Source organism: Afipia sp. Root123D2 (assembly GCF_001425835.1).
Taxonomy (GTDB): domain Bacteria; phylum Pseudomonadota; class Alphaproteobacteria; order Rhizobiales; family Xanthobacteraceae; genus Afipia.
The window spans coordinates 1,152,428-1,166,654 of the sequence record NZ_LMDP01000001.1 but is presented as its reverse complement, the minus strand read 5'-3'; the positions used below and the strand labels follow the sequence as shown (position 1 = coordinate 1,166,654).

16 protein-coding genes are annotated in these 14,227 nt (G+C 56.5%); 6 read left to right on the top strand and 10 right to left on the bottom strand.

All coding sequences use genetic code 11. The annotated features are described in order from the left end of the window. Nucleotides 1-582 precede the first annotated feature (582 nt). From ASC80_RS05750 to ASC80_RS23590, 7 genes are all read right to left on the bottom strand, one after another. Nucleotides 583-798 carry a cold-shock protein gene (locus ASC80_RS05750; RefSeq protein WP_056293783.1) on the bottom strand — a complete coding sequence of 72 codons (216 nt, stop codon included), beginning with the start codon at nt 796-798 and terminating at the stop codon, nt 583-585. A 123-nt stretch (nt 799-921) separates the two neighbouring features. Further along, nucleotides 922-2,031 (bottom strand): phage major capsid protein, encoded by a 1,110-nt coding sequence (locus tag ASC80_RS05745; protein ID WP_200941147.1) that lies wholly within the window; start codon nt 2,029-2,031, stop codon nt 922-924. Then, the gene (locus tag ASC80_RS05740) at nt 2,028-2,348 is read right to left on the bottom strand and encodes a hypothetical protein (protein WP_056293776.1); all 321 of its coding nucleotides are present in this window, start codon (nt 2,346-2,348) and stop codon (nt 2,028-2,030) included. The genes ASC80_RS05745 and ASC80_RS05740 overlap by 4 nt, the downstream gene beginning before the upstream one ends. A gap of 15 nt (nt 2,349-2,363) precedes the next feature. Further along, complete coding sequence (locus ASC80_RS24240; RefSeq protein ID WP_210168405.1) at nt 2,364-2,696, bottom strand: hypothetical protein; 333 nt, start codon at nt 2,694-2,696, stop codon at nt 2,364-2,366. Nucleotides 2,697-3,037: 341 nt separating this feature from the next. Continuing rightward, the gene (locus ASC80_RS05730) at nt 3,038-3,886 is read right to left on the bottom strand and encodes a hypothetical protein (RefSeq protein WP_244487191.1); all 849 of its coding nucleotides are present in this window, start codon (nt 3,884-3,886) and stop codon (nt 3,038-3,040) included. A 208-nt stretch (nt 3,887-4,094) separates the two neighbouring features. Further along, nucleotides 4,095-6,170 carry an AAA family ATPase gene (locus ASC80_RS22950; protein WP_082512418.1) on the bottom strand — a complete coding sequence of 692 codons (2,076 nt, stop codon included), beginning with the start codon at nt 6,168-6,170 and terminating at the stop codon, nt 4,095-4,097. Further along, the gene (locus ASC80_RS23590; RefSeq protein WP_156464278.1) at nt 6,151-6,411 is read right to left on the bottom strand and encodes a hypothetical protein; all 261 of its coding nucleotides are present in this window, start codon (nt 6,409-6,411) and stop codon (nt 6,151-6,153) included. Before ASC80_RS23590 ends, ASC80_RS22950 begins: the two co-directional genes overlap by 20 nt. Before the next feature lie 136 nt (nt 6,412-6,547). On the opposite strand from ASC80_RS23590, the gene ASC80_RS05720 reads away from it, so the two are divergent. Next, nucleotides 6,548-6,802 (top strand): hypothetical protein, encoded by a 255-nt coding sequence (locus tag ASC80_RS05720; RefSeq protein ID WP_056293767.1) that lies wholly within the window; start codon nt 6,548-6,550, stop codon nt 6,800-6,802. A gap of 27 nt (nt 6,803-6,829) precedes the next feature. Here ASC80_RS05720 and ASC80_RS22945 read toward each other — a convergent pair whose 3' ends face one another. Continuing rightward, nucleotides 6,830-7,039, bottom strand: coding sequence for a helix-turn-helix transcriptional regulator (locus ASC80_RS22945; RefSeq protein ID WP_082512417.1), 210 nt, complete (start codon nt 7,037-7,039; stop codon nt 6,830-6,832). 450 nt (nt 7,040-7,489) lie between these two features. On the opposite strand from ASC80_RS22945, the gene ASC80_RS05710 reads away from it, so the two are divergent. The 5 genes from ASC80_RS05710 (at nt 7,490) to ASC80_RS22935 (ending at nt 11,445) form a co-directional block, all read left to right on the top strand. After that, nucleotides 7,490-8,797, top strand: a complete 1,308-nt coding sequence (locus ASC80_RS05710) for a tyrosine-type recombinase/integrase (protein WP_156464277.1) — start codon at nt 7,490-7,492, stop codon at nt 8,795-8,797. Nucleotides 8,798-9,032: 235 nt separating this feature from the next. Then, a complete protein-coding gene (locus tag ASC80_RS24535) occupies nt 9,033-9,236 on the top strand; it encodes a helix-turn-helix transcriptional regulator (RefSeq protein ID WP_056293757.1) in 204 nt (67 codons plus the stop codon). A gap of 196 nt (nt 9,237-9,432) precedes the next feature. Further along, nucleotides 9,433-10,299: a bifunctional DNA primase/polymerase gene (locus tag ASC80_RS05700; protein ID WP_162244578.1), complete on the top strand. Its 867-nt coding sequence runs from the start codon at nt 9,433-9,435 to the stop codon at nt 10,297-10,299. Between the two features lie 77 nt (nt 10,300-10,376). After that, on the top strand, nt 10,377-10,727 hold the full coding sequence (locus ASC80_RS24715; protein ID WP_162244577.1) for an AAA family ATPase: 351 nt from the start codon (nt 10,377-10,379) through the stop codon (nt 10,725-10,727). A 19-nt stretch (nt 10,728-10,746) separates the two neighbouring features. Further along, nucleotides 10,747-11,445, top strand: a complete 699-nt coding sequence (locus tag ASC80_RS22935; protein WP_162244576.1) for a tyrosine-type recombinase/integrase — start codon at nt 10,747-10,749, stop codon at nt 11,443-11,445. A gap of 133 nt (nt 11,446-11,578) precedes the next feature. Here the strand turns inward: ASC80_RS22935 and hxsC are convergent, their stop codons facing one another. Continuing rightward, complete coding sequence (hxsC, locus tag ASC80_RS05685; RefSeq protein WP_200941146.1) at nt 11,579-12,763, bottom strand: His-Xaa-Ser system radical SAM maturase HxsC; 1,185 nt, start codon at nt 12,761-12,763, stop codon at nt 11,579-11,581. Then, entirely contained in the window at nt 12,760-14,217 is a 1,458-nt protein-coding gene (gene hxsB, locus ASC80_RS05680; RefSeq protein ID WP_056293744.1) for a His-Xaa-Ser system radical SAM maturase HxsB, read from the bottom strand. The genes hxsC and hxsB overlap by 4 nt, the downstream gene beginning before the upstream one ends. Between the last annotated feature and the right edge of the window lie 10 nt (nt 14,218-14,227).

Genomic DNA, 14,227 nt, shown 5'->3' with positions numbered 1-14,227 from the left:
GCATCCACAGGGGTCAGTCCCATTTGGCCGGCACAGAGCCTAAGTAGGTTCATGCTCTGGATACCAATCTCCCCGCCGGTCATCAGACGCGATCGCATAATGGAGGCGATCTCAACAAGACATCGATGTGTTGCATTCAACCAAGGAGCTTCTGCGACGAAGCCGTACCATGCCTCTTGCTGTAGCTCGGTTAGCCACGGCGACGGCTCACCGAGCGGAGCGGCGGTAGGTTCATTGCGGTACTTATATCGTTCGGGATGGACAAGATTGCGGCCCTCAATATGAGCCACAGTCATTGGCTTTCTTGGCCTGGACAATTCGACCCCATTTTCTGAATCGGAGATGCATGTAAAAACGGGTGCCGCCGGCGTGAGAAAAGCTCAGCTTTCGACTTTTTCAACCGCCCCTACCCTTCGTTCCGACGCACTTCGCTCACGCGCAGGAGCGTGGTCAGGCCATCGTCATCGTCGAACATGACAATGAAGCGCGGACAATCATCATCCCCAGCAATGCCAACTACGGTGCATGGTATCCAGTCGCGACCACACCTTAGCTCGGCTGCGAAAGAGTTGATCCCGATCATCAAAGAGCCCGCAAGTTGATCGCTCGCGTTTTGCCATCCTCGCGTTCGGCCACATCAAACAGGAATTCCTCGCCGACCCGTGGAATGTCCACGCCGGCTTTTTGCAGTTCAGAGATGTGGACGAAGAAGGCGCGGTCGTCGTCGGTGCCAGCGCCTATTGCGATGAAGCCAAAGCCGCGCTTGTCGAGATATTTAACGAGTGTGCCGGTGTACATAAAAATCCAGAATTGATGAAGGGGTGGCGGTCACCCTTAGGAATGGATGACCGCCCTGCTCACCGGTTTACGTCCGACCAGCGAGCGAACCGCGCGCGCCCTGCGGCATGCGCGGCTAGATTGTTATTCGCTCGCGACGTCGAACTCGCCGTGAACGAAACTTTCAGGCCTGTACACGGCAAGGGCCAAACGTTCCTCGCACCGAAAAGTACACATATTCTTTGCGAAATTTTCTGCGTGCTCGGTGCTCACTTCAAGCACCGCCTGCTGACGATCGAATACTTGCGCTGCGATATTCCAGGCGCCGACTGCAAACTCACCGGTCGGCATCGCAGTCGTTTCGACGATCGGCAGTTTCCACATCACGCTGGTGCCGCCCTCAACCACGTTGATGTAGATGTACCGGCCGTTATCGTCCTTCGTCGTTTCGATATCCGCGACATCATCCGGGTGCAGGATGATCCCCGACGCACGATACTCGGCCTGACGAACCTGAAGGATTGCGCGGCGCAGGAGATCAATCTTCGTATCGCCGGTTTTGCGAAGACCGGTGTCGAACTCTGTCGCCTGCGGCAGAATTCCGTGTAAATTCTGCCCGGTGCCACTGCCCCAAAGAAGTTGATCCTCCTCTTTCAGAGTGAGGCCATAACGCGCACGCACGTTGATGTAGCTCGCAAGCGTGTCGGAATCCGCGAGGATCTGCAACGATGCATCGAAGAGGTGAGCGATCGTGCGAACCGGAGTGGTGACCATGTTAAAGGTTAACTCAGAGGTCGGCTTCGTCTGACCTTCGGTAACCGGTCGCGCGTTATTGGTATAACCAGTCTCTTTGACGTACTCGATCGAGGCCAGCCCCGTTTTGCCGGGAGCGATGAGGTCGCGCACCGTCATAACGCGTTGGGCCGGCGCAATGATGCCAGGGAGGCGATGGCCTGGCACAAGCGAAGTGCCAGCGGACGTGCCGGCACCGACCGTGCCAACGCCAGAAGTGATGGCAGCCATTTCAACCGTCGCGCGACCGCGGACACGACCGCCATCGAGCAATTTGAACGACTGCGACGAAGCTAGCGCGTGGCCCGGAGAGAACTCATCGGAACTATTGCTGTGATTATACGGTGCATCCTCGGACCGAGCAGCCCGCCGCTCAAGCTCGCTCAGGCGGGTGCTGTGATCTTCGCGGACCTCCTTAAAAACTTCGGTTAGCTTGGTGATAGAGTTGTTCAATTCACTCAAATTAGTAGTCCTTGTAAATGCCGCAATAGGGCAGCAAGCGCGTCTTTCATTTCTTCGTCTTCACGGTATTCATCGAGAAACGAAAGTCTCTCACGCGCCCACAGCGGCACGTCTTCGCCGTTGGCTTCCGCACGCTTTTTTTCTCTCATCGCCGCTTCGATCTGGACGATGTGAGTTGCGAGCGGGTGACCTCGTTTCGCCAATTCTGCAAGCGTTTGTCGCGCGGCAGTCAGTGGCGAAGGCGCGAATTCCGACTCGCCGTTTCGCTCGGCGAATTTGTCGTGGCCGTAGTGAATGGCCGGAGTGGCGTTGAACATTGGGTTTCCTTATGTTTAGGCGAGCGCCCGCGACAGCTTCGCGACAGCGAGCGCGTCGTCGGCCTGTTCGGGTGAATAGCCTCGGAATTCGAGTGCGATCGCTGCGAGGGAGTCGCCGGGAACGATGACAGTCCGGGCCGCTGCGTCCCGCGATCGCTCTGGGCCGTAGTTCAGGTGTTCGCCGGAGTTTGAGATGATTGTAGCCGCCGGCTCCGGTTCAATCTGGATTACGAGGTGCCCAATGCCGGACGTCGGCACGGTGCCTCGGATCCACCCCTCAGCGATGTCGATTAATACAGCGCCGTTGGTGGCCGAAAGGCAGGAATACTCCTGAACGCTCTGCGGCACGGAACCCAGCCCACGATCCGCGACCACGCAGAGCAACAGCCTAGCCAAATGTAACGGCCCCATATCAGGCACGTTTCGGCCGGAAGCCTTTGGGAGGGCGCCACACTCAGCTGCACGTTGCGCAAGTGCAGCGGCTCTGCCGGAATTCAGGTGGAGGCGCCGCGCAAGCACCTCGATCGCCTTGGATCGAACCATCGGCGGCCTCATATGTTTTGAAAAATGATTGTCTGTGGTGCAAAAGGGACTCCGCACGTATGCGGAGTCAGGTGCACATCACGTCGAGCAGCAACGAATTGCCGCTAACGCTTAGAGCGGAGTCAGTGGCGAATTACGGACGCGGGCTAAGCCGCCTCCCGATCTGCAGCGTCGCGCACGGCAAACTCGGTCATCAGCTTGGCAATGCAGGCGTCAACCATAGCGACGCCCTTTCGTTCGGCGGTTTTAGCGCTGAGTCCAAGCGACGTGCCGATTTCCTCCGAAGTAGCCGTGCCCAGCGCCAACTCCAGCACGCGACATACCTCATGTCCGAGGCGGCGCTTCATGGCATCGTGGTCGAGGCGACGGGCCGCCTCGTCGTCGGCGTCGGGCAATTCGCCGGGCATCGAATAGCCAGTGCCCATTGTAACCCTAGCCGTATCTTCTGCCGGACCACGCGGCTTGCTGAATGTCTCGACCATGGAGCGGTATCGGCCGCGCACCTTGACGGCAATGATACGCTTCTTGTCGTCATACAGGATCCGGTTAGCTAGATCAGGGCGGCCCTCCTTTCGGTCATCCTCATCAAGTTTAGCAGCTTCGCACAGGTCGTCTGCGTCAGGCAGTTCCTCGTCCATGCGGCCATCGACGCGGCTGATTTCGCTACGCCCAGTTTCGTCGGTGGGACTGTTGTCGTTGGCAGCGTGGAAGCCGCCCGCAATATCCAAGCCCTCGTCACGTGCGAACCTTTCCAGTGCCTGGATCTCACGCCAGGCATCCGCACGCTTCAGCCGGCCGAAGGTTGGCCACTCGCGGTTGCGTGCCCGAACCTCGCGGTTGTCGTCTTGATCTGCGCGCTGCTGGGCCAGGATGTGGCGATGTTCTGCGGGAGTGCGTGTGGTATTTTCGTTGTGGTGGTGCATGGTGGATCTCGTGACGTGATGTGCTTTTTGGCCCTTGCCGGGTTTTTGGCGTGGCCGGAATTCCGGCTGCACGCGGGCATGTTTCCCCTCCAGTTTTGCACGCGGATAAACTTTCCTAGGGGCGCAGGTCATTGGGGCGATGGGCTTGGAGTGTGCGGATACCCCCCAACCCGGACCGGACACCGGACAACGGACACCCCTACGGGGTGTGTCCGTGTCTGTCCGGGTTAGTGTCGGGGCGGACAAAATAGAAAATGTCCGGACATGTCCGGTTGTCCGGCTATGTCGGCCAAAACCACTCGCCCACCTGTTGCGCTTGCTGATTGGCTGAAAGCATAGCCTTCGCCCGAACAAATCTCTTCTGGAGTGTGCCATTCGCAGCGTTTGCGTCCGCCTCATAGTACGCGGAACGCCACTGGTCCTCTGTTACGACGCTGACGCCGTCAGGGAAACTCGGGCCTTCTGGGGCAACACCTTCATTGGCAACAGCCGCCCGGAGAGCCTCCAATACTTTCTTCGCGTAACCCGAAACTGCCATCTTGGTTGCCACGCTCTCGCCTGCCACGACCACAGGCGCGGTCGTCGGTTCGCCCTCCTCGTCTTTGGCGATCTCCACCGACTGCATCGTGAATGTCGCGATCGTGCCCTCCTCGCCGTCGTTGGCTCCGTCACACTTCAATGTGTAGGTTCCCGCGTTCTTACTGACTAGAAAGCTTGCGTCGACCGCGCCATCCAGATCAATTGCGCCCTTCCCGCGTTCACCGCTCCATGCCGTGTGATGCACGACGGTAAGGTGTGAGCCAGTCAGACGTACGAGTTCATCGCAAGCCGCAATAAATTTCGACATATCCTTCGAAGCGTTTTGGTCGCCGGGACCGAAAACCCGCGTCAGGGTGTCCAGCACGATCCAGACGCAGCGTTGGCCGCAATCGTCCGATGCCTGCTTGATGACATTGGCAAGTGCCTTGGCGTCTACGAGGGACGAGGTCATATCTAGGCGGCCGCTGATTACGACAAGCGGGACGTCGTAAACTCCGTAGTGCTTGCGCAAGGCTACCATTCGGCGTTCGGTTAGAGCTCGCCGCTCCGCTGCAACGTATGCGACCATTCCCTGGGTCACCCGCCGGCCAAACCAGTCCATGCCGGCAGCCACATGGAAGCAGCCATCGCCTGTGATGACAGATTTACCGGTGCCAGGAAGCCCGGAGATTGTGGTCATCTCGCCATCACCCAGCACACCTTTGATGGTCCATGCTTTGGGCTTGCCTTGCTCAATATCTCCGAACCACGTGACGTTGAAGCGCTCGCGAAGCTTTGACATTTCCGGTGTTGTGCCGTCGCCTGCGAGTTTAGACGTCAGCTTGCTGGTATCGATACGCGGTGTCCCGTTATCAAGCTCGCCCACTCGCTCAGTCAGCCAGTCCACGGCCTCGTGCGGCTGCATGCCTAAACATGCGCCAACCAAATCAATCGGCGTATATCCCTTGTTGCTGTCCGCATAATCACAGATGCCCTCTGGCTGAATATTCAGCGCGCGGCCACGTTTCTTCGCGGATGCACTGTTCGATGGCCGGAAGCTCGCAACTGAGTGATAGCCGGAATGGTATCGCTTCAATCCCTCAAGACCGAGTTGGGGTACCCAGTCGTCTAGATGGTCGTAAGCTCGCTGGTTGAGCATTGACCAGGGATGGTCGGACCAAACAAGGGACGTCCTATCGTTGTCGTTTGCTGGTGTTTTGCTGGCACGCTTGAGCAGAGTCCCGCGACTGGCGAAATGCTCCTCTACACGCGCCAACAGCTCCTCAATGTCTGCTGGAGAAATATCAGGTAGATCACTAAGCGGCGTCTCAGCCGGCGATCCGTTAAACCACTGATACTCGCTGCCGGTGTCGGGATGGACGCCGAACGCCACGAACTGATTCCCGGCACCAAGTACCTCAAGCTGACACTTGTGGCCTCCGATCTCATAGGCGCCGGTAGAAGCCTTCGCGCGGGGCGAAGCTGTACGGAACAAATAGCACCGCTTAGGAGCCTTGCCGATGCGATACGGTGCGGCCGAGGCCCATGGCAACTGCTCGACCATCGCGGCCACGGCATTTGCCGTTTCTGGATCCGGCGTGTCCACGTCAATAGCCACGACGTGACCGGTCAAGATGCCGGTATTCGTAGCGTCTGAATGCAGGCGGGCTAGTCCATCCATCTGGTCCGCGGTCCATTTGGCGTTAGGCCAATTGAGACCGCAGGCCTTCTTCCCCTCGACGGGAATAATCCTGTATCCGTGCCCGATAAGGCCGCGGCGAAGGTGAACAACCGATTCGTCGGCGGTGTTGTGGGAATTAGCTGCGAGTGCGGTCATTGTTGCGATGGCCCGTCGATTCGAGTTCAGTAAGGGTTGCTGCTGCAATCTCCGCGACGACCGCTGGAGAAAATGAGCAAGTGCGGCCACGTTCGGAGTTCTGCCCGAAGGCGCGGAACGTGCCGTCATCAGCCCGCGAGACGCGGATTCCGTAAAGTTTCGCACCATCGACCAGCTCAAGATCGACATGCGCGATGGTTGACCCGCCAGGCGGTGCCCGGCGGACTGATAGGATTTTCATGGTGTGTGGCTTTGGTTGGTTTCGGACTTACCTCGCCGCCCATGCGGGCGACGATCAAGTTAGTTGGCAGGAACCTTGCGAGGGATCCTGCGGGGCTGAACCGTGAGTGCCGAATTCAAACACATAGAGGCGCACAATGAGCCACCCGTTCCGCGATGAGACACGAACCTCGCATGCCTTTCAAATTTCCGTTCTGATCGCCGAGATGGAGCAAACAGTGGAGCTGCTTGGCGAAGGCATTGCCGCAAGCGAAACCCAGGCCAACGTGTTTGACAGGACTGCCATCGCCTATCCGCCCCTCGCCCGATCGCTATGGGAGCGACGGACGAAATTGAGGGAGACGATCTCGGACCTTCGGCGCCGAGTTCCCGTGCCGGCTGTGGAAGTCTGAGGCAAACGCCGCGGCGGGCCTCAAACATCACGCCGTCGCCCTGATGTTTTCGTTGGCAGCCCAAGTACAGGTGCGCCGCCTGGACAAGATCCAGGACTCAACATCCGCGCGGTCATACTTCACGGCGCGGCCTATTTTGAAAAATGCTGGTCCGGAGCCGTCGCAGCGTTTTTTCGCGAGCGACGAGCGGGACAAACCGGTCAGGTCCGCGACCTGTTCTAAGGATAAGAGATTCAAAGGAGACTCCCGCTAAGGGAGGGAAACAATGCCCCGGCGGCCCATGAGGGCTTAAGTGCCAGTCGGCGAATTGGCTGTTCGGTAGCGTGAAACTGCAATTCGTTCCAAAGCTAGTCACCAGATGGCGAAACTGCCAAGTTTTAATTTTCGCAAAATAAACCCGCCGTTGGACACCGACTGGTGGCGACCCGGTGGCGACTCGATAAAAATTGCTATTTCGGGATTCGACCTAAGTCTTTGATTTAAATGGTCGGAGCGAGAGGATTCGAACATCCGACCCCTAGTCCCCCAAGCTGGAAGTTTATTCCGTCAAGAACCGGCATGCGCCCTCATAAGCCATCTAAGCCATTGTATCTACTTGCGTTTCCTCCTCAAGAGCCGCCATAGGCTAGCTACGATTGGCCTTGGCGTGCATCCCCGGTGCTTCCCGCGGACGCAGGAGGAGCTGATATGAAGGACCAGCCTATTACGAAGTCGCTGATCGACGGCCTACGGCCCGGCGCTAAGGAGTATTGCGTTTGGGATGCCCGCCTAGCCGGGTTTGGCGTTCGTGTCCGGCCAACTGGGAGCAAGTCATACATCGTGGTCTATCGCGCCGGCAGCGGCCGCCGAGCGCCGTTCCGGCGATACACGATCGCCGCTATCGGAAGGTTGACACCGGACGAGGCCCGGGGTCGCGCGAAACGAATCCTGGGCGACGTCGCTCACGGCCAGGATCCGGCCGACCAAAAAAGGCGGGAGCGCACAAAAAGAAAGGCGACGACTTTCGACGAGCTCGCCGGCTTCTATCTCGATCAGTATGCCAAGGTGACCAAAAGCTCCTGGAAGAATGACGAGGGCTACCTGAAACGGCCGCGCGCGAAGTGGGGGAAAAGGCCAGCGGCAGACGTGTCGGATGATGATGTGGCCGAATTATTGGACGAGATCGCTAGAACCGCCCCGGTCAGCGCGAACCGCACTCAATCGGTCCTGCACACCCTCTTCGCCTGGGCCAAAGAACCGGGCCGGAAGTATGTAAATGCCAATCCGGTTTCCGACATGAAGAGGCGCAGCAAAGAGTGCAAGCGGGAGCGCGTTCTTGATGATTCCGAAATCAGACGCCTATGGTGGGGGTTGGACGACCCCGCATTGCCCGCGTCCCGCTCCGTGGCATTGGCGTTGAAGTTCATCCTTGCGACCATGGTTCGCCCTGCCCAAGCGGCCGGTGCGCTCACATCGGAGCTAATCGATTTGGGATGTGCCCAAGCGGAATACCACATTCCGCGACAGCGGGTAAAATGGCGCCGAGAGGTAATCCAACCTCTTAACGGCCTTGCAACGTCCCTGATCAAGGACGCGCTAACGAACGACAAACAAACAGCGGTTTTCCCAGGGCGAGAGATTAACGAACCGCTTCGCCGGAATTCCTTGTCGCAGGCCCTGACAGGAAAGCCCGATGAGAATGCCGAGGGCGAACGGCGAGCCGACATTCGCGCATTCCTAGGTATGGCGCATTTTACGCCCCACGACCTACGACGCACGGCGGCTACTTTGGCCAGGCGGGCTGGAGCACGGCGAGAGGACGTTAAGGCCACGTTAGACCACCTCGAGGGCGATGTGACAGCGGTCTACGACAAGTACGACATGGTCGCCGAAAAGCGCGAAGTGGCCAATGTCTTGGCCGCCGAACTGTTGAAGATCATCGGCAACGGGCCGGAATACATAGATTGCGAACAACAGCCCCGCGGTCTCCGGTGCTTCCGTCCTGACAACCTGTAAAAATATTTTTGCATCAGCAGATGCATGATCCCCCCATGAATGATGCTGTGTACCCTGCTCGGTCTGCGGGGTATGCGGCATTTCGATTGCGAATTTGCGGGCGCGTGCCACCTGTTGCGGCTCTATTCCAAAATTCGCAGGCTTGTGGTAATTTCATTTCGACAAGCGAGGTTTTTGGTTTTTTGGGTTCTTGGGATGAGCTTGTCGCCGTACTCACAGTTTTCCCGAGGACATCATGCCTGACCGCCCTTTCCTAACGACAAAGCAAGCTGCCTACCGCCTGGGTCTTTCTCAAGCGACGCTGGAGCGTATGCGCGTTCGTGGCGACGGCCCGCCGTTCATGGCAATCTCGGTGCGCCGCATAATCTACGACATTGACGTACTTGATGCATGGGCGCGTAGCCGGACTTTCCGGTCGACAAGCGAGTACGCCGCATAAATGCTTTCAGCATGCCCCGCCCGGCATGCGCGTATCGCTCCAGGGCGACCACAAGGAGCACCGCCGGCCACTCATTTTACTCGTGCTCAGATTCCAGTAGGCCGAAACGCAATCCAGCCAACCTCGTTACGCGGGTGCGCCAAAAAGATTTGGCCCCGCCGACCGGCAAGTCGAACGAGGCCAAGGATTTTTGAACGTGAAAGAACATAGCACACCTGCGACGCAGGTTCAACAAACTCCCCTTGCACCAAGCCGTGAAAGCAAGCGAGCGCTTGCGATTGGATACGCCGAGCTTGGCCTTCCCGTCTTTCCACTCGTCCCGAACGGCAAGACGCCGGCCCTCGCCGGAGACTGGAAAGCGCGAGCGACAACCGATCCCGAAAGAGTCGCAGATCTGCGGACATGCCCGGTCACCGACGCTGAACTCGATTACAATATCGGCATTGCCACCGGTCGCTCGTTCGGTAGGGGCTTTTTGCTCGTCGTCGACGTCGATACACGCGACGGAAAGCAAGGCGATAAGAGCCTCGCGCTGCTCGAGGCCATATATGGCGATCTTCCGGCAACTTTCACAGTCCGGACGACGTCCGGCGGCCGGCATTTCTATTTTCTGTCACGCGCCCCTGTCCGCAACAGCGTTTCAAAAGTCGGCAAGCATGTCGATATCAAGGGTCTTAACGGCTACGTCGTCGGCCCTGGATCCACGATTGACGGCAAAATATACGGCCTCGAGAACGCGGTACCGATCGCGGCCGCACCAGAATGGCTCATCCAGCTCACAGGCGCACCACGGGAGCGTGTAGCAGCCACAGGTGAGCCGCTGGTCGACCTCGACAGCCAAACCGCCATCGCCCGCGCGATCGACTGGCTGACATCCAACGCGCCTGAAGCGATCGAAGGCGCCAACGGAGACGCCACAACAATCAAAGTCGCCAACCGCGTCGGGGACTTCGGAATCAGCGCCGGGACCGCGCTGGACCTGCTGTTGGCATCGCCTCCGCCGAGGCCGAGTTCGATGCCGTGGAGGTGGACACCAAAGCGACGCCGAACTGTAAGGGGCTGATAGCCATAGATTGGAGTGATCTACGCCTGGACCTAGATCAACCTTTCCTGATCGACCGCGTTACGGGTCTTGGAGCGATGGTCGTCACCTACGGCGACAGCAATGTAGGAAAAACCTTCGTTAAACTGGACCAGTGTTTCCACATCACCGCCGGGCTCGATTGGAACGGACATAAGGTCAAGCAGGGGCTTGTGGTGTATGTCGCGGCCGAAGGCGGCAGCGGCTTTATCAAACGGATCGAAGCGTACAAACGGCATTACGGCGTGGGTAACCTCCCCTTCGTGGTCGTCCCCTGCCCGATCGATCTCCAGAGCGAACGGGCAGATAGACACCAAGCGACCGCGGACAGCGATGCGAAATCTCAATGCATACTTCAAGTCGTCGCTCTTACGCGAAGTCGACGTTCCCGCATGCGTCGCATACGTTGAAGCACGCCGAACCGGTCAAGTGAAAGCCGTACTCCGCAAGCATTCCACTCGAATTGGCGCGGATGGAACGATTAGGCGCGAACTGAACGTTCTCGGGACCGCGGCGCGTTTCACGTTAAAGCGTCGCTTTATCAAACCAGAAGATATGCCGTCCCTGGAAGTGCCGGCCGAGCCACCAGGCCGCATCCATCACCTCACAAGAGACGAGCTGAAACGCGTCTTCAAATCCGCGACTGGCTCACTTCGAGACTTCATCTCGATTGCTTATTACACAGGCGCGCGGCGAGCCGCTGTTGAAGGGCTACGATGGGATCAAGTTGATTTAGAACACGGCCATATCAACTTCCTACCGGCAGATGCAACCCCGCTACAGCGTAAGTCTCGAAAACGTCGCCCGATCGTTCCGATTGATCCACAACTGCGACCAACGCTCGAGCGACTACGAATCCGAAAGAACGATTGGGATTTCGTGCTGCCACCGATAGTGTACGCGGATGCCTTCAGACGGCATATGACGGCGCTAGGTATGCCAGGAAAGAGATACCCTCACATTCTCAGGCATACGCGGGCTACTCACCTTCTCCAGGATGGCATCTCAATCTACAATGTCGCGCGGCTGCTCGGCGATAACCCAATGACTGTCGAGAGGGTCTACGGGCACCACAGCAGTGAGTTTCTTGGCGCCGCGATCGGCGATAAGAGTCCCTCCTTGGGGTAGCATCTGCAGAATGCAGGGGCTGCAGATGCACTAGCACTGTCCCAAAGATTGCTCCTCGTGCTGCAATGAATTCATCACAATCAAATCTTTCAGTGTTGTAAGAAGTGAACTAATTAACGACGCCGCCCCTGAGCTACAAGGTGATAGCGTGTATGCCGCGGCTAAATTTAGGGCGTCCAGTCGTAAAAAATCCGCTGCAGACGATCTTTTCCTGACAGCCATCGCATTCTTCGACGAACCCGTTTTTCCAATCTGAAATAGATTGAACCGCGTGTGGCCATATCGATTTATTCAGAACACATTTTGGCAAATTATAAATTGAGACTTTAACGTCGGCGCTGAGCAAGCAATCGACGGCCTTCGCCAACTCATCGCGGTAATCCATGGGATCAATCCAAAGGCTTGCATCATTCGCAATCGCGAAGCCGGTATTTTCAAGACCCATCAATGCGACATGGTCTACGAACGGCAGATTTCGAGCAATCCAACTGCATGTCTTAACAATGATCGGTGCTGTTAGCGCATGAAGTACCACGCGGATTTCGACCCGCTGCCCCCGATCTTTTAGCTTTAGAATACCGAGTATGGTTTCGTCGAAAGCTCCTTTGGCTTGAACAACATGATCGTGAATAGAATCGACCGATGCATAAACTGGTATCGCCGCCATCAAGCTCGGATGCTTCAGGTCTTTCCAGGCATCGACGACCTCCGAATTTGCGAAAGCTCTGCCGTTTGTAAGTACTTGAATAGATGTATGCGGCAATCGATCACGACAGTCCTTCAGAAGGCCAATGAAATCCCGCCAGTCAGACAACGTCTCTCCGCCCGTAAAAGTTATTGCTTTTGCGGATGGATCAATCAGCGGCAGACTTTCGCGTATTTCCTTTAGTATCCACTGATCTTCGACATCCTTTGGTGGTTGCGAGCACATTAAGCAGTAATTATTGCAGCGTTCGGTAACGAGAAAAGAATTATGCGCAGAGCTCCGACGAAACAGCGTTCGGAATTTTGCCGACGAATGGTCAAAGCCAAGAACGTCTCCGTCGCCGAGATAGGCAAACTTATGTGGGACAGTAAACAGCGCGCAGTTTTTTGCGATTTGTTCGTGATTTTCATACCAGCCATCTGAGACTAGAAAAATTGATGACCAGCCAGCCTTCAGCGCCGCATTGAATTGTTCAGCAGATTTAACCAACGCAAAATCTTCAGGACACCGGTTAGCAGTACTGTCGACCGATCGCAGTCTTACCACCGAACGACGGCGATCTGCGGGCAATCCAGTGCTAGACGAAGCTGTGCCATACAGAGGAAGTGTCATGAACTCGCCCATCTTCGCAAAATGGCAGCGTCCTCTGGTGAATTGTCTAGAATATCAAGCAAAAGACTCATTATGCCTTTCTGCCGGGCGCAGAACCCAGAAAGCGGTTTAATCCCCAATACGTCACCTTGGGTTGCATGGTGGTAAACCGGATCCGCACCGCAATGACTCTCAAAAACGCAAGTCGAGCACTCAGGTGCTGTCTGGGTTAAAGATCCCGAGATCGCTTCGATTAGCTTATCGGACAGAATGAGCGAGTTGTAGTCATTCTCGTTAACGTGCCCAAGTCTGAAAGCATTGTCGCCTGTCTCGGCAAGCATGCGGCCTTCGTCGGAGGCAAACACGCTTCCATCGTAGTTATAGACGAGCGCTCCGATGCCAACTCCGGCAGGACTGCGTAAATCCACATACCCTAATGGCCTATCCGAAAGCATTCGGGTTAGCATGAGCGAAGCGTAGAACTCTCTGAACGGCCTGCCTTTACGATTGATCTCCAAAACGCGTCTTAAGCCTCGCTCATAGAAGGCCAGCCAGCTATTAGGAGTGTACCGCTGATACTGTCTAGTCTTGATAGCAAAACCAAAAGGCGAAAGCGGCCTTAAGAAAATTCCGTCTAACCCTAGTTTGAGATACTCGTCGATAATCTCATCTACGCGATTCAGACTAGCTTCGGTCGTAGTCATTAAGGCACCGACTCGATCTAGTCCAAGGACTTCTTGGGCTTGCTTTATGCCAGCAACAGCCAGTTCAAAGCTATTTCCACCCGGCCGCGGTCGGTTCTTGTTGTGCAGATCAGAAGGACCATCCAGCGACGCTGACAGCAGAATATTGTTCGATTTGCAAAAATCGAGCACGCCGTCATTTAACAAAGCTAAGTTCGACGCGATTACGAAATCGACTACTTTCTCTGAAGTCTCGGATAGCCTTTTCGCATTCGATACGATGAATCGGATTAGCGGAAAATTTAGAAGAGGTTCGCCGCCTTGAAACTCTATCTTAATACGAGCGCTTGGACTTTCGAACGCAATTCCCAGAGCACGCAAGGCAATTTCTTCGCTCATATCGAATCGCGAGCGGTCAGTGCTCTGGCGTGATACTTGGCAATACGGACAGGAATGCTCACATCGAAGAGTTACAACAAAAATATGAAGCGGCGTTGCCTGGCGAAGAAATGCCATCCGGCTTCGCAGCCGAGTCGCGAGCAGTTGTTGCTGGGCGGATTGACTTCGGCCGGTGATCAAGTGGGCTGCGTAGGCTCGCTCGTAAAGTCCGTCGCCCGGCTTGATTTCTAAATCGACCAGTTTGTTCAGTTCACCTTCGGTTAAGCGAATAAAATCGCCGACCAAATTTGCTACAAGATACTGATTGGCGCCTGTTCGCTCAAGATTAAAGGGCAGCAGCATGAGTTCGTCGCTAGCGGCGCTAAAAGCTTCGGAAGCCAGGAAGCGTGCCATGATGTTCTAG

What these genes read in the sequence shown, in the direction of transcription:
- ASC80_RS05750 (WP_056293783.1), bottom strand. Translation starts at nt 798, where the DNA reads ATGTACACCGGCACACTCGTTAAATATCTCGACAAGCGCGGCTTTGGC.
- ASC80_RS05740 (WP_056293776.1), bottom strand. Translation starts at nt 2,348, where the DNA reads ATGTTCAACGCCACTCCGGCCATTCACTACGGCCACGACAAATTCGCC.
- ASC80_RS22950 (WP_082512418.1), bottom strand. Translation starts at nt 6,170, where the DNA reads ATGACCGCACTCGCAGCTAATTCCCACAACACCGCCGACGAATCGGTT.
- ASC80_RS23590 (WP_156464278.1), bottom strand. Translation starts at nt 6,411, where the DNA reads ATGAAAATCCTATCAGTCCGCCGGGCACCGCCTGGCGGGTCAACCATC.
- ASC80_RS05720 (WP_056293767.1), top strand. Translation starts at nt 6,548, where the DNA reads ATGAGCCACCCGTTCCGCGATGAGACACGAACCTCGCATGCCTTTCAA.
- ASC80_RS05710 (WP_156464277.1), top strand. Translation starts at nt 7,490, where the DNA reads ATGAAGGACCAGCCTATTACGAAGTCGCTGATCGACGGCCTACGGCCC.
- ASC80_RS24535 (WP_056293757.1), top strand. Translation starts at nt 9,033, where the DNA reads ATGCCTGACCGCCCTTTCCTAACGACAAAGCAAGCTGCCTACCGCCTG.
- ASC80_RS24715 (WP_162244577.1), top strand. Translation starts at nt 10,377, where the DNA reads ATGGTCGTCACCTACGGCGACAGCAATGTAGGAAAAACCTTCGTTAAA.
- hxsC (WP_200941146.1), bottom strand. Translation starts at nt 12,763, where the DNA reads ATGACACTTCCTCTGTATGGCACAGCTTCGTCTAGCACTGGATTGCCC.
- hxsB (WP_056293744.1), bottom strand. Translation starts at nt 14,217, where the DNA reads ATGGCACGCTTCCTGGCTTCCGAAGCTTTTAGCGCCGCTAGCGACGAA.